This is a genomic window from Sphingomonas sp. BK481 (genome assembly GCF_014194875.1).
In the GTDB taxonomy this organism is placed as follows: Bacteria; Pseudomonadota; Alphaproteobacteria; order Sphingomonadales; family Sphingomonadaceae; genus Sphingomonas; species Sphingomonas aerolata.
Genome location: NZ_JACIAP010000001.1, coordinates 604,492 through 625,009, shown reverse-complemented (window position 1 = coordinate 625,009; position 20,518 = coordinate 604,492). Strand labels below are relative to the sequence as shown.

Annotated in this window: 21 protein-coding genes and 1 other RNA gene; 6 read left to right on the top strand and 16 right to left on the bottom strand. The window is 69.5% G+C overall.

The genetic code is table 11. From position 1 onward, the window contains the following. The first annotated feature begins 9 nt into the window (after positions 1–9). Positions 10–681: a monofunctional biosynthetic peptidoglycan transglycosylase gene (gene mtgA, locus FHY04_RS02955; protein WP_183935314.1), complete on the top strand. Its 672-nt coding sequence runs from the start codon at positions 10–12 to the stop codon at positions 679–681. 27 nt (positions 682–708) lie between these two features. Here the strand turns inward: mtgA and FHY04_RS02950 are convergent, their stop codons facing one another. From FHY04_RS02950 to FHY04_RS02915, 8 genes are all read right to left on the bottom strand, one after another. Continuing rightward, positions 709–1,032, bottom strand: coding sequence for a YbaB/EbfC family nucleoid-associated protein (locus tag FHY04_RS02950; protein WP_031395321.1), 324 nt, complete (start codon positions 1,030–1,032; stop codon positions 709–711). Next, positions 1,029–2,732 (bottom strand): DNA polymerase III subunit gamma/tau, encoded by a 1,704-nt coding sequence (locus tag FHY04_RS02945; protein ID WP_183935313.1) that lies wholly within the window; start codon positions 2,730–2,732, stop codon positions 1,029–1,031. The genes FHY04_RS02950 and FHY04_RS02945 overlap by 4 nt, the downstream gene beginning before the upstream one ends. Before the next feature lie 379 nt (positions 2,733–3,111). Then, an RNA gene (ffs, locus tag FHY04_RS02940) (signal recognition particle sRNA small type) lies at positions 3,112–3,207 on the bottom strand. A 69-nt stretch (positions 3,208–3,276) separates the two neighbouring features. Next, entirely contained in the window at positions 3,277–3,513 is a 237-nt protein-coding gene (locus tag FHY04_RS02935; RefSeq protein ID WP_031441523.1) for a hypothetical protein, read from the bottom strand. 83 nt (positions 3,514–3,596) lie between these two features. Beyond that, on the bottom strand, positions 3,597–3,947 hold the full coding sequence (locus tag FHY04_RS02930; protein WP_052380984.1) for a hypothetical protein: 351 nt from the start codon (positions 3,945–3,947) through the stop codon (positions 3,597–3,599). Positions 3,948–4,086: 139 nt separating this feature from the next. Beyond that, the gene (locus FHY04_RS02925; protein WP_183935312.1) at positions 4,087–4,398 is read right to left on the bottom strand and encodes a 2Fe-2S iron-sulfur cluster-binding protein; all 312 of its coding nucleotides are present in this window, start codon (positions 4,396–4,398) and stop codon (positions 4,087–4,089) included. Beyond that, positions 4,389–5,456 carry a cysteine desulfurase family protein gene (locus FHY04_RS02920; RefSeq protein ID WP_183935311.1) on the bottom strand — a complete coding sequence of 356 codons (1,068 nt, stop codon included), beginning with the start codon at positions 5,454–5,456 and terminating at the stop codon, positions 4,389–4,391. Before FHY04_RS02920 ends, FHY04_RS02925 begins: the two co-directional genes overlap by 10 nt. Continuing rightward, a complete protein-coding gene (locus FHY04_RS02915; protein ID WP_260171276.1) occupies positions 5,453–6,481 on the bottom strand; it encodes a cysteine desulfurase family protein in 1,029 nt (342 codons plus the stop codon). Before FHY04_RS02915 ends, FHY04_RS02920 begins: the two co-directional genes overlap by 4 nt. Positions 6,482–6,562: 81 nt before the next feature. Between FHY04_RS02915 and FHY04_RS02910 the strand changes: the two genes are divergently transcribed. Continuing rightward, positions 6,563–7,219 carry an alpha/beta hydrolase gene (locus FHY04_RS02910; RefSeq protein WP_031395613.1) on the top strand — a complete coding sequence of 219 codons (657 nt, stop codon included), beginning with the start codon at positions 6,563–6,565 and terminating at the stop codon, positions 7,217–7,219. Between the two features lie 143 nt (positions 7,220–7,362). On the opposite strand, the gene FHY04_RS02905 is transcribed toward FHY04_RS02910, so the two are convergent. Next, positions 7,363–7,542, bottom strand: a complete 180-nt coding sequence (locus FHY04_RS02905; protein ID WP_183935309.1) for a hypothetical protein — start codon at positions 7,540–7,542, stop codon at positions 7,363–7,365. Continuing rightward, a complete protein-coding gene (locus tag FHY04_RS02900; protein ID WP_183935308.1) occupies positions 7,539–8,501 on the bottom strand; it encodes a threonine/serine dehydratase in 963 nt (320 codons plus the stop codon). Before FHY04_RS02900 ends, FHY04_RS02905 begins: the two co-directional genes overlap by 4 nt. 137 nt (positions 8,502–8,638) lie before the next feature. Here FHY04_RS02900 and FHY04_RS02895 point away from each other — a divergent pair, with 137 nt between their 5' ends. From FHY04_RS02895 to FHY04_RS02880, 4 genes are all read left to right on the top strand, one after another. After that, entirely contained in the window at positions 8,639–9,874 is a 1,236-nt protein-coding gene (locus tag FHY04_RS02895) for a type III PLP-dependent enzyme (RefSeq protein WP_031440749.1), read from the top strand. 132 nt (positions 9,875–10,006) lie between these two features. Next, on the top strand, positions 10,007–11,068 hold the full coding sequence (locus FHY04_RS02890) for a 1,9-bis(guanidino)-5-aza-nonane synthase (protein ID WP_056015723.1): 1,062 nt from the start codon (positions 10,007–10,009) through the stop codon (positions 11,066–11,068). Positions 11,069–11,184: 116 nt separating this feature from the next. Continuing rightward, entirely contained in the window at positions 11,185–11,610 is a 426-nt protein-coding gene (locus FHY04_RS02885; protein ID WP_031440748.1) for an MAPEG family protein, read from the top strand. A gap of 72 nt (positions 11,611–11,682) precedes the next feature. Then, positions 11,683–12,717, top strand: a complete 1,035-nt coding sequence (locus FHY04_RS02880) for an alpha/beta hydrolase (protein WP_183935307.1) — start codon at positions 11,683–11,685, stop codon at positions 12,715–12,717. A gap of 73 nt (positions 12,718–12,790) precedes the next feature. Here FHY04_RS02880 and FHY04_RS02875 read toward each other — a convergent pair whose 3' ends face one another. The 6 genes from FHY04_RS02875 to FHY04_RS02850 are packed head-to-tail and all read right to left on the bottom strand — an operon-like array spanning position 12,791 to position 20,513. After that, positions 12,791–14,677 (bottom strand): XrtA/PEP-CTERM system amidotransferase, encoded by a 1,887-nt coding sequence (locus FHY04_RS02875; RefSeq protein WP_183935306.1) that lies wholly within the window; start codon positions 14,675–14,677, stop codon positions 12,791–12,793. Beyond that, a complete protein-coding gene (xrtA, locus tag FHY04_RS02870; RefSeq protein WP_311723406.1) occupies positions 14,678–16,183 on the bottom strand; it encodes an exosortase A in 1,506 nt (501 codons plus the stop codon). Next, positions 16,180–17,532, bottom strand: coding sequence for a glycosyltransferase (locus FHY04_RS02865; protein WP_311723405.1), 1,353 nt, complete (start codon positions 17,530–17,532; stop codon positions 16,180–16,182). Before FHY04_RS02865 ends, xrtA begins: the two co-directional genes overlap by 4 nt. Beyond that, positions 17,529–18,560: a FemAB family XrtA/PEP-CTERM system-associated protein gene (locus FHY04_RS02860; RefSeq protein WP_183935305.1), complete on the bottom strand. Its 1,032-nt coding sequence runs from the start codon at positions 18,558–18,560 to the stop codon at positions 17,529–17,531. The genes FHY04_RS02865 and FHY04_RS02860 overlap by 4 nt, the downstream gene beginning before the upstream one ends. Continuing rightward, the gene (locus FHY04_RS02855) at positions 18,557–19,384 is read right to left on the bottom strand and encodes an XrtA system polysaccharide deacetylase (RefSeq protein WP_183935470.1); all 828 of its coding nucleotides are present in this window, start codon (positions 19,382–19,384) and stop codon (positions 18,557–18,559) included. The genes FHY04_RS02860 and FHY04_RS02855 overlap by 4 nt, the downstream gene beginning before the upstream one ends. A 43-nt stretch (positions 19,385–19,427) precedes the next feature. Beyond that, positions 19,428–20,513 carry an ExeA family protein gene (locus tag FHY04_RS02850; protein ID WP_183935304.1) on the bottom strand — a complete coding sequence of 362 codons (1,086 nt, stop codon included), beginning with the start codon at positions 20,511–20,513 and terminating at the stop codon, positions 19,428–19,430. Positions 20,514–20,518: the final 5 nt, after the last annotated feature.

Sequence of the window (20,518 nt, the reverse complement as noted above, 5' to 3'; positions counted from 1 at the left end):
GGAGCGGCGATGGGCCTTATCCGCATCCTCGCCAAATTCGCGTTCGTCTTCGTCGTCGTGACGGTCGCCTGGGTCGGCCTGTACCGGTTCGTCCCGCCGCCCTTCACCTTCACGATGATGGGCGACCTACTGTCCGGCCATACGGTGACGAAGGACTGGATGCCGTTGTCGGAGATGGATCCCGACATGGCGCGCGCCGCGATTGCGGGCGAGGATTCGGGGTTCTGTTCGCACAGCGGCTTCGACTTCAAGGCGATCGCCGGGGCTGCGGCGCGCAATGCGCAGGGCGGGCGGATCCGCGGCGGGTCGACGATCAGCCAGCAGACCGCGAAGAATGCGTTCCTGTTCCAGGGGGGCGGCTATATCCGCAAGGCGTTCGAGGCGTATTTCACCGTTCTGATCGAGACGCTGTGGCCGAAGCGGCGGATCATGGAGGTGTATCTCAACATCGCCGAGACGGGGATCGGCACCTATGGCGCCAATGCCGGGGCGATCCGGTATTTCAACCACGATGCGTCGCGGCTGTCGGCGACCGAGGCGGGGCGGATCGCGGCGGTGTTGCCGCTGCCGAAGAAGCGGGCGGCGATCGCGCCGCGCGGTTTCGTCCGCCGCCACGGCAACACGCTGTCGCGCCGCGTCTCGACGGTCCGCACCCAGGGGCTCGACGGCTGCCTCCGCTAGGAGCCGGCAGCCGCCGCACCCGGCCGATCAGAACGGCAGCTTGAAGCCTGGCGGGAGCTGCAGGCCGCTGGTCATCTTGGACATTTCGGTGCCCGACACCGCATCGGCCTTGGCGCGGGCATCGTTGAACGCCGCGGTCAGCAGATCCTCGAGCATCTGCTTCTCGCCGACCTGCATCAGCGAATCGTCGATCGCGATGCCGATGATCCGGCCCTTGGCGGACGCCTTGACCTTGACCAGCCCGCCGCCCGACGCGCCCTCGACCTCGATCGTGTCGAGATTGGCCTGTGCCTTTTCGAGCTCGGTCTGGACATTCTGCGCCATGGCGAGGATTTCGTCGATATTCTTCATGCGTTGCTCCTTTGACCTGGCCACGATTCAAGCTTGGCGTCGGGAAACGCTGCCACCGCGGCCTTCATGATGGGGGATTCGAGAATGGCCTGCTTCACCGCCTCGTCGGCGGCGTCCTGCGCCTCGCGCAGCGTCGGTTCGCCCGGCGCGTCGACGATCGACACCTTCCAGGCGGTCCGCGTGACCGACTTCAGCAGTGTGCCCAGTTCCGCCAGCGTGTCGGCCGAGACCGGCCGGCTGCCGGAGAGCGCGAATTCGGGCGGCGCATAGGAGACGATCCGCGCGCCGTGGCGGAGCCGCGCGGCGATCGCCAGCCCGCCCGAATCGTCGAGCAGATCGACCAGAGCCGCGAAGGTCGGCGGCAGGATCGGTCCGGTGTCGACGGGTGTCGGCGCAGCGGACGCCCCCGCCCCGGCCCAGGGCGGTGCCTCGCCGGAGGATGCGGGAGCGGGCGCCGGTGCCTGCGTCGACGCGGTGGCCGCAGCTGCGGGTGGCGGACCGCCGGCGAGCTGCCGCGCGAGTTCGCCGGGATCGGGCAGCGTCGATGCGTAAATCGTCCGCAGCAGCGCCATTTCCGCCGCCTCGATCGGCAACACAGCCTTGGCGACCTCGTCATGGCCCTTGAGGAACAGCTGCCAGAGGCGATGCAGCGCGGGGTAGGACAGGTTGGCCGCCCACTCCTCGCGCGCGGCGCGCTCCTCCGCGGGCTGCGCGGCGTCGGCCGGCGTCCCGACCTTGGTCAGCGTGATGCCGTGGACGGTTTCGAGCAGCGACCGGAGCACCGACAGCGGATCGACGCCATAGTCATATTGCCGCCGCAGCGAGGCGAGCGCCCCCGCCCCGTCACCCGCCAGGATCAGGGCAAGCAGGTCGCGCACTGCGCCGCGATCGGACAGGCCGAGCATCTGCCGCACCGCATCCGCGGTGACGCCGCCACCTTCGAGCCCGGCATGCGCGATCGCCTGGTCGAGGATCGACAGGCCGTCGCGCGCCGACCCTTCCGCGGCGCGCGCGATCAGCATCAGCGCCTCGGGCTCGGCGACGACGCCTTCCTCGGTCGACACCCAGGCAAAGTGCTTGGCGAGCTGTTCGGCGGAAATACGGCGCAGGTCGAAGCGCTGGCAGCGCGACAGGACCGTCACCGGCACCTTGTTCACTTCGGTCGTCGCGAACAGGAACTTCACATGCGCGGGCGGTTCCTCCAGCGTCTTCAGAAGCGCGTTGAACGCGTTCTTCGACAGCATGTGGACTTCGTCGATGATGTAGATCTTGAAGCGCGCGGTGACCGCCGAATAGCGCGACGCGTCGATGATCTCGCGGACGTCGTCGACGCCGGTATGGCTGGCGGCGTCCATCTCGATCACGTCGATATGGCGGCCCTCGGCGATCGCGCGGCAGGGTTCGCAGACGCCGCACGGGTCGATCGTCGGACCGCCCTGCCCGTCCGGACCGATGCAGTTGAGTGCCTTGGCGATCAGGCGCGCGGTCGACGTCTTGCCGACCCCGCGGACCCCGGTCATCAGAAAGGCGTGCGCCAGCCGGTCGCGCTTGATCGCGTTGCCGAGCGTCTGGACCATCGCGTCCTGCCCGATGAGCTCGGAAAAGGTCTGCGGGCGGTATTTGCGCGCGAGCACGCGGTACGCGACATCCGCCTTAGCAGCCGGCTGTGGCGGTTCGCCCAGGTCGAAGGAATCTGACATTGCGGTCGTCATAGCGGCTGTCGGGTCCGGTGTCGAAGGGCATGGCCGGGACCGCGAATGTTGCGAATGTTGAGACGATAGCGCGATTCAACATTGGGCGTCGGGTCGACATCGGGCGTCGTCGCGGTGCAGCCCGAGGTCGGGGTGCGGCCGTTCGGGACGGCGTATCGGGGGCCGGAACTGGGAACGATCTGGGCCATGGTGCGGCGTACCACAAACGCGGGCAGATTTACAGCGAAATGGAACGTTTCGGGAACGTCTTTGTGAAAGCTGTTCTTAATCAAGGGTTTGGTGTGAAGGTAGGGGCGCCACGGCGAAGCCGTGTCGTCAGACGGCGCTGTGCGCCGCTGGCCGCGCGAACATTTGCCTGCAAATGTTCGCGGTGGGAGCCGGGACGACCCGGGGCGAAATCGTTGTGGCTGCTTCCTTCCGGATCTGACCAAGTTGGCGACGACCCCGTCCGCCCGACTCCCGCTGCGCATATGGCGGGGTCGGACGGGATGATCAAGCCGCTTTACGGCCTGATCCTGGGGAAGGCCCGTTCTTAGCGGTTGACGCGAACCGTGCGGCAGACGCGCTGGCGATGATGGTTGCGGACCACGTTGCGGCAGACCTGGCGCGTGCGCGTACGATGACGGACGCCGGGGCGGTTGTCGTTGTGACGGACGACGGTCCGCTCATGGACGACGGTGCGCTGTGCGGATGCCTCGGCGGCGAAGCCGACGGGCGCGAGGCCGGTGAGCGCAACGAGACCGGCGGCGGCGAGGGTAAACAACTTCATGGAAAGTCTCCTGAGCGGTCTGGATTCGCGTGAATCCCATAACCTATGTTAGCAAACTCACGCCACCTCATTACGGTTCCGTATCAACGACGGAAACAGCGGCGAACCGGGCCGTAATAGCCGCGCTGGATCCGGCACACGACGCGCGAGCGGCCATAGCCACGCGGCCCGCCATAGCCGTAATGCGCGCGATAGCCGCCGTGGTGCCCGCGATAGCCGCCGCGATATCCATCCCGGTACCCGCCGCGGTACCCGCCCCGGTAGCCGCCATCCCGATAGCCGTCATAGCGATGGCGCGGGCCATGCCAGCCGCGGTCATGATGCCCGCCGCCGCGCGGCCCGTCCCAGCCGTAACGCTGTGCGTCCGCGGGGGCCGCGGCAACGAGGGTACCGGCGGCCAAGGCGCCGGCGGCGAAGAAAGCGATGATCCTCATGAGAGCTACTCCACTCGAGCCCCGGGCAGCGGGGCTGTATCAATGCCCCGTATACTGGGGCGGTGGAGGCTTGATCGCCGAACCGCCGTGGCTCGACGCTGAACCGGCCGTTGTCATTCTGTAAGGTTCGCCCGGTCGGTCATCCGGGGATGCGCACCGTCAGTCCGTCGAGCGCCTCGGTCAGGCGGATCTGGCAGGCGAGCCGGCTGGTCCGGGTCGCGTCGGGGGCGAGATCGAGCATGTCCTCCTCGTCCGCGCTCGCCGGCGGCAACCGGGCGACATCGGCGGCGTCGACGATGACATGGCAGGTCGCGCAGGCAAGCTGGCCCTCGCACGTGCCCTCGAGCGGCTGGCCGTCCGCCTGCGCGGCGTCGAGCAGCCGGTCGCCGGGGGTGGCGACGACGCTGCGGATGCTGCCGTCGCGGGCGATGAAGTGGACGATCATGGCCATTGCCCTTCCGCGGCGGCCGCGATCGCGTCGATCGCGGCGGCGAGGTCTGTTTCGGTGGCGTAGCGGCCGAAGCCGAGGCGGATGCTCGACCGGGCCTGGGTCTCGGTCAGGCCGATCGCTCGCAGGACGTGGCTCGACCGCCCCGACCCGCTCGCACAGGCGGACCCTGCGGAAAAGGCGATGTCGCGCAGGTCGGACATCAGCCGGTTCACGTCGAGCCCCTCGCGGCGGATGTTGAGATTGCCGTGATAGCGCGGGTCGGTGGCGCCGTTGATCGTCCAGCCGGGGCCGAGCCGGTCGCGCGCGAGCGACCAGAGGCGGTCGACATGCGCGGCGTCCTGATCCCTGCGGTCGGCCATCAGCTGCGCAGCGATACCGAAGCCGGCGCACAGGGCGGGCGACAGCGTGCCCGAACGGCCGGGCGCTTCCTGCCCGCCGCCGTGGAGCAGCGGGGCGAGCGTGACGCCGTCGCGGATCCACAGCGCGCCGATGCCCTTGGGGCCGTGGATCTTGTGCGCGGAGATGGCGATCAGGTCGACGGTGTCGGGGATCGCTACGCGGCCATAGCCTTGCACCGCGTCGCAGAGCAGCAGCGCGCCGGCGGCGTGCGCGGCATCGGCGAGCGCGGCGATCGGCTGGATCACGCCGATCTCGTTGTTGACGAGCATCGCCGCGACGAGGCCTGCGCGGGACGGGACGCTATCAACGATCCCGTCTGCGCCGACGGGGAGGATCGTGACGTCGCGGCCGCGCGCCGCTTCCGCCGCGGCGGTGTCGAGGACGGCGGCGTGTTCGGTGGCGAGCGTCGTGATCGGGCCGGTCGTGCCCTTGATCGCCCAGTTGAGCGCCTCGGTCGCGCCGCTGGTGAAGGCGACGCGGCCGCCGGGGGGGAGCAGTGCCGCGACTTGGTCGCGCGCGAATTCGACGGCGGCCTTCGCGCGGCGGCCTTCGCGGTGGGGCGAATGCGGGTTGGCGTGCTGCGATTCGAGCCAGGGGAGCATCGCGGCCAGCGCCTCGGGCGCGAGCGGGGTGGTCGCCTGGTAATCGAGATAGCTCATGCCGCCGCCCTGATGTCGCGGGCGATGCGAGTCCAGGCCTCGGCGAAGCGCGCGACGTCGTCGGCGGTCGTGGTCCAGCCGAAGCTGACGCGGACGACCTGCGCGGCGGCGGCGGCGGGATAGCCCATCGCGGCGAGGACATGGCTTGCCCGCATGCTGCCCGACGAACAGGCGCTGCCCGCCGAGACCGCGAACCCGGCCATGTCGAGGCGGATCAGCTGCGCCGCCGCGCCGACGCCGGGCATGCGGTAGGAGGCGATGGTCGGGATGCGGGGGCTGGCCTGCGCGACGATCTCGCCCCCATGTGCGAGGATCGCGGCGTCGAGTTCGGCGCGCAGCTCGGCGAGTGGCGCGAACCAGTCGCGCGGGGCTTCGAGTGCGGCGGCGAAGCCGAGCGCGCCGGGGAGATTCTCGGTTCCGCCGCGATAGCCGCGCTCCTGCCCGCCGGTCGGATCGAGCAGGCCGAGGTCGCGGACGAGCAGCGCGCCGATCCCGGGCGGGCCGCCGAGCTTGTGCGCGGAGACGATGATCATGTCGGCGTCGGGGAGCGGGAGCTTGCCGGCGGTCTGCGCGCAGTCGGCGATGCGCGGGCTGGCGGTTGCGGGCTGGAGCACGCCGGTCTCGCTGTTGGCGGACTGGAGCGCGGTCCAGTCCCGCCCCTCGGTCCTGACGATGCCGCCCGCATCGACGTCGAGCATGACCGGGCGGTCCGCCGCGCGCAGGACCGCGTCATGCTCGACCGCGGCCACGCCGATGCCCGGCCGGCCGCGTAGCGCGAGGCTTGCGGATTCGCTCGCGCCGCTGGTCAGGATCACGTGGTGCGGCCAGCCGAGCGCCTGCGCGATCCGCCGCCGCGCACCCTCCAGCGCCGCCCGCGCCGCCCGCCCCTCGGCATGCGGCGAGGACGGGTTCGCCCAGCGCGCCATGCCCTCCATCACCGCCGCGACCGCCTCCGGACGCATCGGCGTCGTGGCGGCGTGATCGAGGTAGATGCGGGGTTCGTTACGGGACAGGGTCGGTTCCAATTGCGAAAAGGGGTGCATTACCTATATAGCGCGCATCGTCCGGCACTCCACCCGAGTGCGTATCCCAGCTCGCGAGTGCCCATGCCAGAAGTCATTTTTCCCGGTCCCGAAGGCCGTCTCGAAGGTCGTTTTGCGCCGGGTCCGCGCCCGCGCGCGCCCGTTGCGATGATCCTCCACCCGCATCCGTCGGCGGGCGGCACGATGAACAACGCGATCGTGCAGCAGCTCTACAAGACCTTCCAGCGGCGCGGCTTTGCGACGCTGCGGTTCAACTTCCGCGGGGTCGGCAAGAGCCAGGGCGTGTTCGACAACGGCGTCGGCGAGCTCTCCGATGCGGCGAGCGCGCTCGACTGGGTGCAGAGCTTCCATCCCGAGGCGCAGACGACGTGGATCGCAGGCGTCAGCTTCGGCGCGTGGATCGGCATGCAGCTGCTGATGCGCCGACCCGAAATCCGCGGCTTCATCTCGATCGCGCCGCCGGCGAACCTGTACGACTTCACGTTTCTGGCCCCCTGCCCGTCGAGCGGGATCATCATCCAGGGCGAGGGTGACGAGGTCGCGACGCCGGGGGCTACGCAGAAGCTGGTCGACAAGCTGCGCACGCAGAAGCACATCACGATCCATCACGACACGATCCCGAAGGCGAACCACTTCTTCGAGCACGAGATGCCCGAGCTGATGGGGTCGGTGGACAAGTATCTCGACATGCGGCTGGATCCGAATTCGCCGATCCGGTGAGTCCCTTCCCTTCTCCCCTCGGGGGAGAAGGTGGCGCGCAAGCGCCGGATGAGGGCACGTTGGGGAGCCTTGCGCTTCACCACGTGCCCTCACCCTCCCACCGCTGCGCGGCGGGCCCCTCCCTCTCCCCCGAGGGGAGAGGGTTAGAGGGTCCAGATTGCTACGTTGGCTAGCAGTACCGCGGCCATCACGAGCATGAGTATGCCTTTGCGGCGGTCGTGGTTCTTCACGATCAGCGTGATGCCGCCGATCAGGCAGGCGAACATGCCGAGCATGGCGATGGCGGGCGCGGCGGCGGCGATGCCGGTCAATGCGGCGGTCATGCTGCCAGCACCGCGGCATAGGCGGCGCGGTCGACATTGCCGCCTGACAGGATGACGAGCAGCCCGGGCTCGGGATGCACCTTGCCCGCCAGCAGCGCCGCGAGCGCGACTGCGCCGCCGGGTTCGATCACCAGCCGCAGCCGCTCCGCCGCCCAGCGCTGCGCCGCCGCGGTCTCCGCTTCGCTGACCGCGACGCCGGTCGCATCGCGCCGCGACAGGACGTCGAAGGTCAGCGGCGACACGCGCTGCGTCTGAAGCGAATCGCACGCGGTCGGCGGCGGGTTCGGCCCGACCGGCTCGATCCACGACGCTTCGAGGGACCGCCGCATGTCGTCCCACCCCTCGGGCTCGACCACCGTGATCGCCGCGTCCTTGACCGCGAGCGCGACCCCCGCCGCAAGCCCGCCGCCACCGCACGGGACGACGATGCGCGACGGCGACCCCAGCCCCAGCGCCGCCATCTGCGCATGCGCCTCGATCCCCGCGCTGCCCTGCCCCTCGATGATCCACGGATCGTCGAAGCTCGGCACCAGAGTCGCGCCGCGCGCCTTGGCGAGCCGTGCGGCGATCGCCTCGCGGCTCTCGGTCGCGCGGTCATAGGCGACGACCTCCGCGCCGAGCGCCAGCGTCGCGTCGCGCTTCGTCCGCGGGGCGTCCGACGGCATGACGATCGTCGCGGCGATGCCGAGTCGCCGCGCCGCCCAAGCCACACCCTGGGCGTGATTGCCCGACGAGAAGGCGACGACGCCGCGCGCCCGCGTGGCCTCGGGAATCGCGGTCAGCCGATGCCAGGCGCCGCGAATCTTGAACGCGCCGACCGGCTGCAGCGATTCCGCCTTGAACGCGACCGCTATCCCCCGGATTTCGGCCACGAACAGCGGCGTCGGCGGCAGGATGCGCGCGATCTTCTCTGCCGCGTCACGGACACCGGCCCGTGTCGGCTGTCGCAAAATCGTCACACGTCGTCTCCTGTGGTGCAGATGCTATTTACATGGGGGGCGTGCGCCCCTAAATCGCGCTTCCGCTGCCCCATGGGACTTCCAACCGCAAGGCAGTGTTTTCGTAATTTGTCTCAGGACATTGGAGGTCCCTTGAATTGGTCAAGCATCATATCGCGCTGGGGTTAGCGAAAGCCCATTCGACCGCCGACACTCCCCTCATCGGGGGCGGCATCGACATCGCTAAGGGGCGCCCGGTCAATCCGGTCACGCTCGTTCGTCCGCACGCTGCTGCGCGCGCCGCTCGGTTCTTCGTCGAGAAATTCCCGGGCCGCTCGATGTATGCGGTGAAGGCGAATCCATCTCCCGAACTCCTGCAGATCCTGTGGGACAATGGCATCACGCATTACGACGTGGCGTCGATCGCCGAAGTGCGCCTGGTCGCGCGGACGCTGCCTGAGGCGACCCTGTGCTTCATGCACCCGGTCAAGGCCGAGGAAGCGATCGCCGAGGCGTATTTCACGCACGGTGTCCGCACCTTCAGCCTCGACAGCCTGGAAGAGCTGGACAAGGTCGTGCGCGCCACCCGCGAAGCTACCGACCTGACGCTGTGCGTCCGGCTGCGCGTGTCGTCCGAGCATTCGAAGCTGAGCCTCGCGTCGAAGTTCGGTGCCGCACCGCATGAAGCCAAGGAGCTGCTGTTCGCGGCCCGCCAGGCAGCAGACGCGCTCGGCATCTGCTTCCATGTCGGCAGCCAGGCGATGACGCCCGAGGCCTATTCGAACGCGATGGAGCGTGTCCGCGCGGCGATCGTCGAGGCGGCGGTCACGGTCGACGTGATCGACGTCGGCGGCGGCTTCCCGTCCTCCTATCCGGGGATGGAGCCTCCTCCGCTCGAGCGTTTCTTCGAGACGATCCACCGTGCGTTCGAATCGCTGCCCGTCAGCTATTCGTCCGAGCTGTGGTGCGAGCCCGGCCGGGCGCTGTGCGCGGAATATTCGTCGATCATCGTACGTGTCGAAAAGCGCCGCGGGACCGAGCTGTACATCAACGACGGCGCCTATGGCGCGCTGTTCGATGCGGCGCATATCGGCTGGCGCTTCCCGGTCGAGCTGCTCCGCGAGCCGGACAGCCGTGCCAAGGACATGGAGTTCAGCTTCTATGGTCCGACGTGCGACGACATGGATCACATGGCCGGGCCGTTCCTGCTGCCCGCCGACATCCAGGCCGGCGACTATATCGAGATCGGCATGCTCGGCGCATACGGCTCGGCGATGCGGACCGCGTTCAACGGGTTCGGATCGGACGAGACGGTGATCGTCACCGACGAACCTATGGTCTCGCTGTACGACGAACGGTACCAGGACCTCGCGTCCAACGTCGTCACGCTGTAACCACTACCTATTATTTCTACCGTCATTCCCGCGCAGGCGGGAATCCATAAACGCTATCGGCGCGGCTCCACCTGCCCCCGAGTTTATGGATCCCCGCCTGCGCGGGGATGACGACGTTTGAGGATGATGACCATGACCGAAGACACCCGCATCGACGCGCAGCGCAAGGCTGAGCTCCTGTCCACCACCGTCGAGCATATCGACATCACCAGCTTCGACGCGCGGCCGATCGTCGACGCGATGAAGAAGATGTCGTTCACCAGCCGCGACCTCGGCCGTGCGACCGACATCTACAACCAGATGCTCGCCGACAAGGACTGCACGATCTTCCTCGTGATCGCGGGCTCGACGAGCGCCGGTGGTTGCATGGATCTCTATGCCGAGCTGCTGCGCAACAACATGATCGACGGCATCGTCGCGACCGGCGCGACGATCGTCGACATGGATTTCTTCGAGGGCCTCGGCCACAAGCATTATCAGGCGCTCGAAGTGCCGCACGACGACGTGCTGCGCTCGCTGATGATCGACCGGATCTACGACACCTATATCGACGAGGAAGAGCTCCAGCACGTCGACCACACGATCTTCGAGATCGCCGAGACGCTGGAACCCCGCCCCTATTCGAGCCGCGAGTTCATCCGCGAGATGGGCAAGTATCTGGTCGAGCACGGCAAGAAGGACAACAGCCTCGTCAAGCTCGCCTATGAGCATGACGTGCCGATCTTCTGCCCGGCGTTCGTCGACAGCTCGGCAGGCTTCGGTCTGGTCAAGCACCAGGTCGATGCCGCGAAGGCGGGCAAGCCGTACATGGTCCTCGACGCGATCGCCGACTTCCGCGAGCTCACCGAGATCAAGATCAAGGCGGGCACCACCGGCCTGCTGATGATCGGCGGCGGCGTGCCGAAGAACTTCATCCAGGACACCGTCGTCTGCGCCGAGATTCTCGGCCACGACGACGTCCAGGTCCACAAGTACGCGGTGCAGATCACGGTCGCCGACGTGCGCGATGGTGCGTGCTCGTCGTCGACGCTGCAGGAGGCGGCGTCGTGGGGCAAGGTCAACACCGGCATCGAGCAGATGGTGTTCGCCGAAGCGGGTTCGGTCATGCCGCTGCTCGCATCGGACGCCTATCACCGCGGCCTGTGGAAGGACCGTCCGGTCCGCAAGTGGGGCGCGAGCTTCGACAAGGCCTGAGGCGGGCGCGCTGATCCTCCCCTGCAAGGGGGAGGATTCCGCGATTGCTCCCGATGCGTGATTGATGCAGCCTCCCCCGGGGAACCGGGGGAGGCTTTTTCATGCATGACGACCTGATCCACAGCGAAATCCTCCGGCCGATGGTCGCGCTGATCGCCTGGACGCTGGTGATGCTGCTCTGGATGCTGGCGACCCGGCTGCCCGCGATGAAGGCGGCGGGGGTCGACCTCAGCCAGCTCGTCGGCACCCGCGCCGCCGATGCGGACCGCTCGCTGCCCGCGAGTGCGCAGTGGAAGGCGCACAACTACAACCATCTGATGGAACAGCCGACACTGTTCTACGCGGTGTGTGCGGTGCTCGCGCTCAGCCATACCGGCGACGGGGTCAACGCGTGGATCGCCTGGGCCTATGTCGGCTTGCGGATCGCGCACAGCATCGCGCAGGCGACGACGAACCGGGTGCAGACGCGGTTCATCCTGTTCCTGCTGTCGAGCCTCGCGCTGATCGCGCTCACGCTGCACGCGGCGATGGCGGTATTCTGACGGGACCATTGCCGGCGATGCGTGTCGATCGCCCCTTCCCCTGCGCAATCGGGATCGGCTAGCTACCGCGCCATGACCTTCGACCGCCGAACCTTGCTCGCCCTGCCGCTCGCTGCCGGGATCGCCCCCGCCGCCCTGCTCTCCGACGCCGCCGGCCAGTCCGCGACGAACGGGAGCGCCAGTCGAGGCGCGCGGCTCGCCGGCGATCCGGTCTGGCCGCCCGCCGAGCGCTTTGCGCTGTGGCCCGGCATTCCGGCAGGCGCGCCGACCCCGCTGCCGCGCCCGCGCCCGATGATCACCGGACGCCCGGGCGGCTACCGCGACGTGCAGATGCGCGGCGTCGTCCAGCCCGAGGTCGGCGTGTTCCGCGCCGCCCGCCCCGATGGCCGTGCAGTGCTGGTCTGCCCCGGTGGCGGCTATTCGATCACCTCGCTGCGCAACGAGGGGATCGACGTCGCGCGGGTGCTGAACGGCTTCGGCATCACGGTGTTCGTGCTCAGCTACCGGATGCCGGGCGAAGGCTGGGCGGACCGCGCCAACGTGCCACTGTCCGACGTGCAGCGCGCGATGCGGCTGATCCGCGCCAATGCGCGGCGCTATGCGATCAACCCCGAGACGCTGGGCGTGCTCGGCTTCTCGGCGGGCGGGCATCTCGCCGGGTCGCTCGAGATCCATCATGGGCTCGAGGTCTATCGCCCGGTCGATGCCGCGGACCGGCTGTCGGCGCGGCCCGCCTTTGCCGGGCTGATGTACGCGGTGTCGAACATGGATCCGGGGCGCAGCCATGGCGGCTCGCGGGCGCAGCTGCTCGGCCCCAATCCCGATCCGGCAATGCAGGCGCGCTATGCGATCGACCGCAATCTGCGCAGCGGCGACGCGCCGTTGTTCCTGGTCCATGCCGAGGATGACGACACGGTGCCGGTCGCCAACAGCCTCGACATGCTTGCCGCCGCGCGGCGCGTCGACATTCCGGTCGAGGCGCATATCCTGCGGCGTGGGCGCCACGGGTTCGGCACCCGCCTGCCCGCGAGTTCGCCGGGTTCGCTCTGGCCGCAGCTGTTCGACCGCTGGATGCGCGAGGCGATCGGGCCCGAAGCGCCGCTCTGACGGCGGGTGTGTGTGCCCCCTCCGTTCGCCCTGAGCGAAGTCGAAGGGCAGGCCGCGAACGCTGGCGCCGGGCCTAGCCGAACACCCGCTTCAGCGACCGTTCGAGCATCATCAGCTGCCACAGCGTGCGGCCATGCTCGGCGCGCCCGCCGCGATGTGCCTCGGCGAGCGCGGTGATCGCGGCCATGTCGAACCAGCCCGTCTCGGCGAGCATCCGCGATGATCCCAGCGCGCTCGCCTCGCCCGCCAGCGCGCCGCGGAACCAGGCGCTGATCGGCGTCACGAAGCCCATTTTCGGGCGGTAGAGGATTTCTTTGGGCAGATAGGGCTCCATCGCCTTCTTCATCAGCCATTTGCCCTCGCCGTGGCGCAGCCGCATGCCGACGGGCAAGGTCGCGCAGAACTCGACCAGCCGGTGATCGAGCAGCGGTTCGCGCGCCTCGAGCCCGACCGCCATGCTGGTGCGGTCGACCTTCGTCAGGATGTCGCCGGGCAGCCAGTGCTTGAGATCGGCATATTGCGCGCGGTCGATCGCGTCGCGCGCGGGGGCGGCGGCCATCGTCGCGACATAGCGTTCCTCCGCGCGGTAGCCGCCCAGCGCGGCCTGCGCCGCGCCCGAGAACAGCCGCGCGCGGACCTCTGGCGTCGTGACGCCGACCGAGCGGGCATAGGCCTCGCCCCCGCCTGCCGCGAGCGCGAGCAGGGTCGACTTGGCGCGGAACGGTCGCGGTGCCCAGTCGGCCTTGGGGTAATGCCGGCCGAGCGCGCCGAATATCTGCGTCCTGAGATGCGCGGGGAGCATGCCGCGCACGCGCTCCTCCGCCGCCTGGAAGCGGTAGCGCCTGTAGCCTGCCAGCGCCTCGTCCGCGCCGTCGCCCGACAGCGCGACCGTCACCCGCTCGCGGGCCAGCGCGCAGACCTGATAGGTGGCGAGCGCGGATCCGTCGGCGAACGGCTCGTCGAACGCGGCGACCAAAGTGTCGATCAGCGCGAAATCGTCGGGATCGACCACGCGCTCGGCATGATCGGTCGCGAAGCGGCGTGCGATCGTCGTCGCATGGCCGCGCTCGTCATGCCCCGCCTCGTCGAAGCCGATCGTGCAGGTGCGGACCGCGCGCGGGCTCGCCTCTGCCATCAGCGCGACCACCGCCGAGCTGTCGACCCCGCCCGACAGGAACGCGCCGAGCGGCACGTCCGCGACCATCCGCGACCGCACGCCCGCGCGCATACGCTCGACCAGTTCCTCGCCCAGCGCCCTGGTCGAGCCGGTCGCGCGGTTGGAGAAATCGACGTCCCACCAGCGGCGCGGCGCGGGCATGCCGCGCCCGCGCTCGATCAGCAGGAAATGCCCGGCCGCGAGCTTCTTCACGCCTGCGACCAGGCAGGCGTCGTCGGGGACATAGCCGAGCGCCATGTAATCCTCGACCGCGGACAGATCGGGCGCGCGCCGCACCAGCGGGTTGGCGAGCAGGCCCTTCAGTTCGGAGGCAAACGCCACCGACCCGTCCGCCAGTTCGACATAATGAAGCGGCTTCACCCCCAGCCGGTCGCGCGCGAGGAACAGCGCGCGGGCGCCGGCGTCGTGGATCGCGAAGGCGAACATGCCGTTCAGCCGGTCGAGCATCGACGGCCCCCAGGCGCGCCAGCCGTGCAGCAGCACCTCGGTATCGCCTTTGGTCCGGAACCGCGCGCCGCCCGCGATCAGGTCGGCGCGAAGCTCGGCGAAATTGTAGATCTCGCCATTATAGCTGATCGTCAGCTCGCCGTCGGACATCGGCTGTGGCGAGCCTTCGAGGTCGATGATCGACAGCCGGCGATGCCCCAGCCCGACGCCCGGCGCGGTCCAGATGCCGTCGCCATCGGGACCGCGATGCGCGAGCGCGGCGATCATCGCCTGGATGCGGTTCGGATCGACCGGCTTTGGCGTGCCCGGGTGGAAGATCCCGGCAATCCCGCACATTCAGCGCAGGCCCGCGGCGTGATCGGCGATCGTGCCGACCGGTCCGAGCGCGGCGAGGAAGCGCGCCATCGGTCGCGGATCGCCGCCCTCGACCGACAGGTGCACCGCAACCGCGCGCTGCGGTCCGCCGAACAGCCGCGCCTTCATCGTCTCGATCTTCACGATCATCCCGTCATCGGTGGTAGCATCGCCGACCCGGTACCACGTCGCGACGATGCGCTCCACGGGTCCCGGCGCGGTAATCCGCATCGCCGAACCGCGTGCACCCGCTCCGTCCGCGACCGGGGGCAGGTCCGCGACGCGGACCCAGCGATCCTCCTCGCGCAGCACACCCGTGCCGAACGCAATCAGCTCGTGCCCGTCGCCCTGCCGCCCGAACACCGCGACCGCCATGTCGACGGTCGCGCCCGAGGCGTCGGCATAGCGGCCGAACAGATAATGGTCCGCACCCGGATACCAGGGCATCCACGGCGCGCGGACGCTGACATCGACGCGGTGCCAGCCCGGCACGTCGGGCAGCGTGATCTGCGCGGGCAGCGCCTGCCGCCGCCCGGCGACCGCCGCACTCCACGCGGGAAACGCCGATGCCACCGCCAGCACGAGCAGCGTGATGACGGCGAGATCGCCACGATAGCGCGGGACCGCCTGCAGCTGCGCAGGATCGAAGGCGGGATCGTCGGGCGCGCGGTCGAACCAGCGCCAGCCGATCGCCAGCACCGCCGCCATGACGAGCGCGAAGAACAGCCAGCCATAGACGATATGATCGATCCCCGTTGCCGCCTCGACCGAGGTCAGCTCGGCGGCCCAGATCGTCCCGAACGCACGAAACCCGTTGGCGACGACCGGCACGACGACCGACACGGCGAGGAACACCGCGCGCCGCCGCCACGACACGAAGCAGACATTGGCAACCAGCACCCCGAACGCGACCATCGCGATCACGAACTTGGCGCCCGAGCACGCCTCCGCCACCTCGAAATAATAGCGGCCGGCATGGATCAGCACGCCGTCGACGACCGCGGGCACGCCGACCAGATGCAGCAGCGGCATGACGATCGCGACTGTCACCGCCTGCAACGGCGGCTCGATCCCCTCGCCGAAGGGCACGAGGAACAGCGCATAGCCGAGCGGAAACAGCAGCCCGCGCACGACGTTGGGGCCGAGGATCGCGACGACCGCGCCCTGCAGCATCAGCACCAGCCCGAGGTGCCGCGCGAGATTGACCGAGGCCGCGTCGCCCATCAGCCACCCTGCCCCGCCGACCGCGACCAGCGCCAGCCCCGGCCACCAGCCGACCGGCGTCAGCTGCGCGAGCGCGCCACGCCGCTGCCACACCAGCCAAGCGATCACCGGGGCGATGAACAGACAATGCCCGAAGGTCGTGCTGGTCCACCAGATCGTCGTCAGATCGGCGACGTCGCGGCGGAACAGCGCGAGCAGCAGGATCGCCGCGATGCCGAGCGCAAGCAGATGCCGGGGCCAGGACGTCGCGGGGCGATCGGTCACGATGGGGTCCGGCCGCTGCCCTCGACTCCGAACAGCGCATCGAGCGGCGCGAGCCGCGCGTCCCAGCCATAGCGTCGCAGGACCTGCGCGCGCGCGGCCCGCCCGAGGTCTGCCGCGTCGGCGGGCGCTTCGAGCAGCGCGAGGACCTGCGCGGCGAATTCGCTCGCGTCCGCCGCGACGCGGATCGTGCCGGCGTGGTCGATGCCCTCCGCTGCCGCCGCCGAGGCGACGACCGGCCGCGCCATCGCCATCGCTTCCAGCACCTTGTTCTGAATGCCGCGGGCGAGTTTCAGCGGGGCGACGCAGACATCGGCTGCGGCAAGCCAGCCGCGTACGTCGTCGACCGCGCCGGTGACGATCACCGCGTCGCCTGCCAGCGCCTGCACTGCGGGGGTTGGGGCGCGGCCGACGATCGCGAACCGGGCTGTCGGGTGGCGCGTGCGGATCCGGGGGAGGATGTCGCGGGCGAACCAGGTCACGGCGTCGATATTGGGGCGGTAGTCCATCTGGCCGGTGAAGACGATCAGTGGGTCTGCGTGGGCCGCACTCTGTACCGCCTTACTCTTTACCGCCCCGGCGGAGGCCGGGGTCCAGTTGGGGGACGTTGATGGCGACGGACTGTCCGCCGTTACTGCGACCTTTCCAACTGGGCCCCGGCCTTCGCCGGGGTGGTGGGATGGGGGTGCGGCCTGCCCAGACTTGCCAGCCTGCCCAACCTTCCCCGCCGGGTCGAACGTCGTTGAATCGATGCCGTTCTCGACCGCGAGGATGCGTCCGGTCGCGCCGCCGGTGCGAAACAAGGCGACCTCGGCTTCGCTGACGAACAGGCTGGCGGAGACCCTCGCCGCAACCCCCCGCTCGAACGCCCCGAGCAGCCGTGCCTCGCGGCGCATCATCCAGCGCATCGGGCCGCGGGAGTCGTCCGCGAAGCCTGCGAACTTGGCGGAGTCCATGTCGACGAAATCCATGACCACGGGTGGCCCGTCAGCGGGGAGGTACTGCGCCATCTGACCCGAGAAACAGTAGATGCCGTCGACGGATGGCCGAATGCGTTCGACCGCGGCCTGCATGGCGGGAGCGGCGAACGCCGTCAGCGATACCGGCTTGCGGGTGGCCAGCGCCTCGAGTCCGGCGCGCGCCTGCGACTTGCCGCGTGGCAGGATCGTGCAGCTCGCCAGCATGTCCGTGAAGGCCGCAGGCGGATCGAGGTCCGCCGCGTCGTCGGCAAACGCGACGAGATGGACGCGCATGCGTGCGCTGAGATAACGGAGGACGTGGAAGCTGCGGATCTTGTCGCCGCGATCGGGCGGGAACGGCACGCGGTGCGCCAGGAACAGCAGATCGCTCACCCCAGACCCCGGGAGATCCACGGCCCGGCGAGATTGGCCGCCCAGAGCGGCATCTTCTTCCAGCTGCGCACCATCAGCGCATATCTGGGGTTGAGCGGATTGACCTCGCGCGCGGGCCCGTCGCTGCGCTTCGCATAAAGCCGCGGCACGGGCGTGAAGCCCCAGTTCTTCTTGAACGCGGCCGCGCCGGTGCCGGTCTTCGACCGTCCGAAATCAAACCGCGTGCAGCCGCGCGCGCGGGCATGCGCCATCAGCGCGAAATACATCCGGTCGTTCGCGCGAAGGCCGCGCGCTGCCTCGGTCCCGCCGCCCCAATAGGGATAGACCGTCCCGCGGTGATAGAGGCTGAGCACGCTCGCGACCGCGCGGCCGCGGTGGCGGACGGTCAGCACGTCGGCATCCATCGTCTCGACGACCGAGCGGAACAGCCGCGCGGGAAAGACCGGCGTCCCCAGATTGCGCACCGATTCGGCATAGACGCGATAATGCTCGGCGAGCATTGCGCGGTCGCGGCCGGTCGCGATGTCGAGATCGAGGCCGAGCGCGCGCCGCACCTCGGCGCGCTGCTTGCGCGGGATGGCGAGGAGCTCCGCATCGTCATCCGCCGCCAGATCGCGCGCGAACCCCAGATAGCTGTCCGCATCGCTGTCCCACCCCGCGGGCACCGCGCCACCGCGAAGCTCGACCGACGGGCAACCGAGCCGCTGCGCCAGATCCCAGGCCGCCGCCGCGAGCGGCTCGACCGCGGCGTCGCCGAGCACGCCGCCATCGACCGCGAACCCCGCCGAGACGAGCGCACGCCCGAACAGCGGCGATCGCATCTCGGTCAGCGGCAGCACGCCGGTGATCGTGCCGCCCCGCTCCGCGACCAGATAGCGTGCGCGCTGGCCGCAACCGCGCGCGACCGTGATGCTCCACGCGGGCAGGTGGAACGGCGTCGCCGCCGCCGTCGCATCGACGAACGCCGCGATCCGCGCGCGCTCGTCCGCGTCGGCGAGATCCGCCTCGCGCACGGTGGCCGTCGTCACCGCAGCCGACCCGCCTCGACCGCGACCGCGGCATCGACGCGGCCCCAGTCATGCCGGCCGAGCAGCCCGCGCAGCTTGCCCGCCATCGCGCCAAGCCGCGAATAATGCCGGATCTTCGAGCGCAAGGGCGCCGCCGCGACTCGCGGCTGGGCGGGGTCGATCTCCCAGGGGTGGAAATAGAACATCGCCGGGTGGTCGGCGGCATTCACCTGCCGGACCGCGAAATCCATCAGCGCGGCGGGCAGCAGCCGGAAGAACCCGCCCCCCGTGGCGACGCGGCGCGTGCCGAACTGCGCGACGGTGACGGGCACTTCGAGCAATACGCTGTCGGCCAGCGGGCGGAAGGCGAAGCGCGGTGCGTCGCGCCAGCCATAATGGTCGTGCGCGAGCGGTGCGACGCTCGACGAATAGGAATAGTCCTCTTCCGCCAGCACGGCGTGCGCCCAGGGCGTGCGCTGGTCGATCGAGAAGCTCGGCGCGCGGTAGCCCGTGACACGCTGTCCCGCCGCATCCTCGATCGCCGCGCGTGCACGCGCGAGGTCGGCGCGGAACATCGCTGCATCCATCGTGAAGACGCGCTGGTGATCCCAGCCATGGCTCGCGATCTCGTGCCCGGCATCGACGATCCGGCGGATCAATGCGGGATAGCGGTGCGCGACCCAGCCGAGCGTGAAGAAGGTCGCGTGCACACCGCTTTCGGCGAACAGCGCGAGCACCGCATCGGTATTCGCCTCGACGCGCGGCTGGAGGCCGTCCCAGTCGGCCTTGTCGATCACCGTCTCGAACGCGCCGACTTGAAACCAGTCCTCGACATCGACCGACATGCCGTTGCGGATCGGGCCGGCCGTTACCGCCGTCGTCACCGGATCACGCCGCGTCGTGCCAGTGCGACGCGCCGCGGATCGGCTTGTAATCGGGCCTGGGCTCGTCACCCTCGACCCACTCGACGAGCAAGGTCAGGACGCGGCGCAGTGCCTGGTCCTGCTGCTCGACACGCGCCTCGAGCATCGCAAGCCGGTCGAGGACCGCCGGGTCGGTGGCGGGGTCGGTGGCGGGGTCGGGCGTGGCGCGGGGCTTTGCCGTGGGTTCGGCGGCGGGTTCGGGGGCAGGCTCGGGCGCGGGCGTCGTCGCGAGTGTCGGCAGGTCCGCGGTCAGGTCGCTCTGCACGGCGCGGACGACGGCGCCGTCGATGACGCGCAGATCCTCGATCGCGGCATAGAGCATGACGCGGCCCGCCAGCATGTTCAGGCGGCGGGGGATGCCGTCCGACCCGTCGAACAGCGCGGCGACCGCGTCGTCGGTGAACGCCGGATTGCCCTCCCAGCCGACCACCGACAGGCGGTGCGCGATATAGTCGGCGACCTCGTGCGGCTCCATCGGGTCGAGATGGTGGATCGCGATCACCCGCTGGCGCAACTGTTCGAGCCCGTCGGAGCCGTGGAGCCGGTCACGGAATTCGGGCTGGCCGAGCAGCAGGATCTGCAGCAGCGCGTGCCCGGCGGTCTGGAAGTTGGACAGCATCCGCAGTTCCTCGAGCGCGGACACGGGCAGCGCCTGCGCCTCGTCGACGATCAGCAGCGTGCGCTTGCCGGTCCGCGCGACGGCGTGCAGCCCGCGTTCGATCGCGGTGAGCAGCTGCGCCTTTTCGAGCCCCGCCGGGTCGACACCGAGCGCGGTCGCGACGATCCGCAGCAGGTCGCTTGCCTCGATCGCGGTCGACACCAGCCGGATCGCGTTCAGGCTCTGATGGTCGATCGTGTCCATCAGATGCCCGACCAGCGTGGTCTTGCCCGCGCCGATATCGCCGGTCATGACGATGAAGCCCTCACCCTGCGCCAGGCCATAGCCGAGATACGCCATCGCCTTGCGGTGCGTCCCCGATTCGAACCAGAATCGGGGGTCCGGGGTGAGCTGGAACGGGCGTCCCGTCAGTCCGTAATGTTCGTCGTACATCTGCC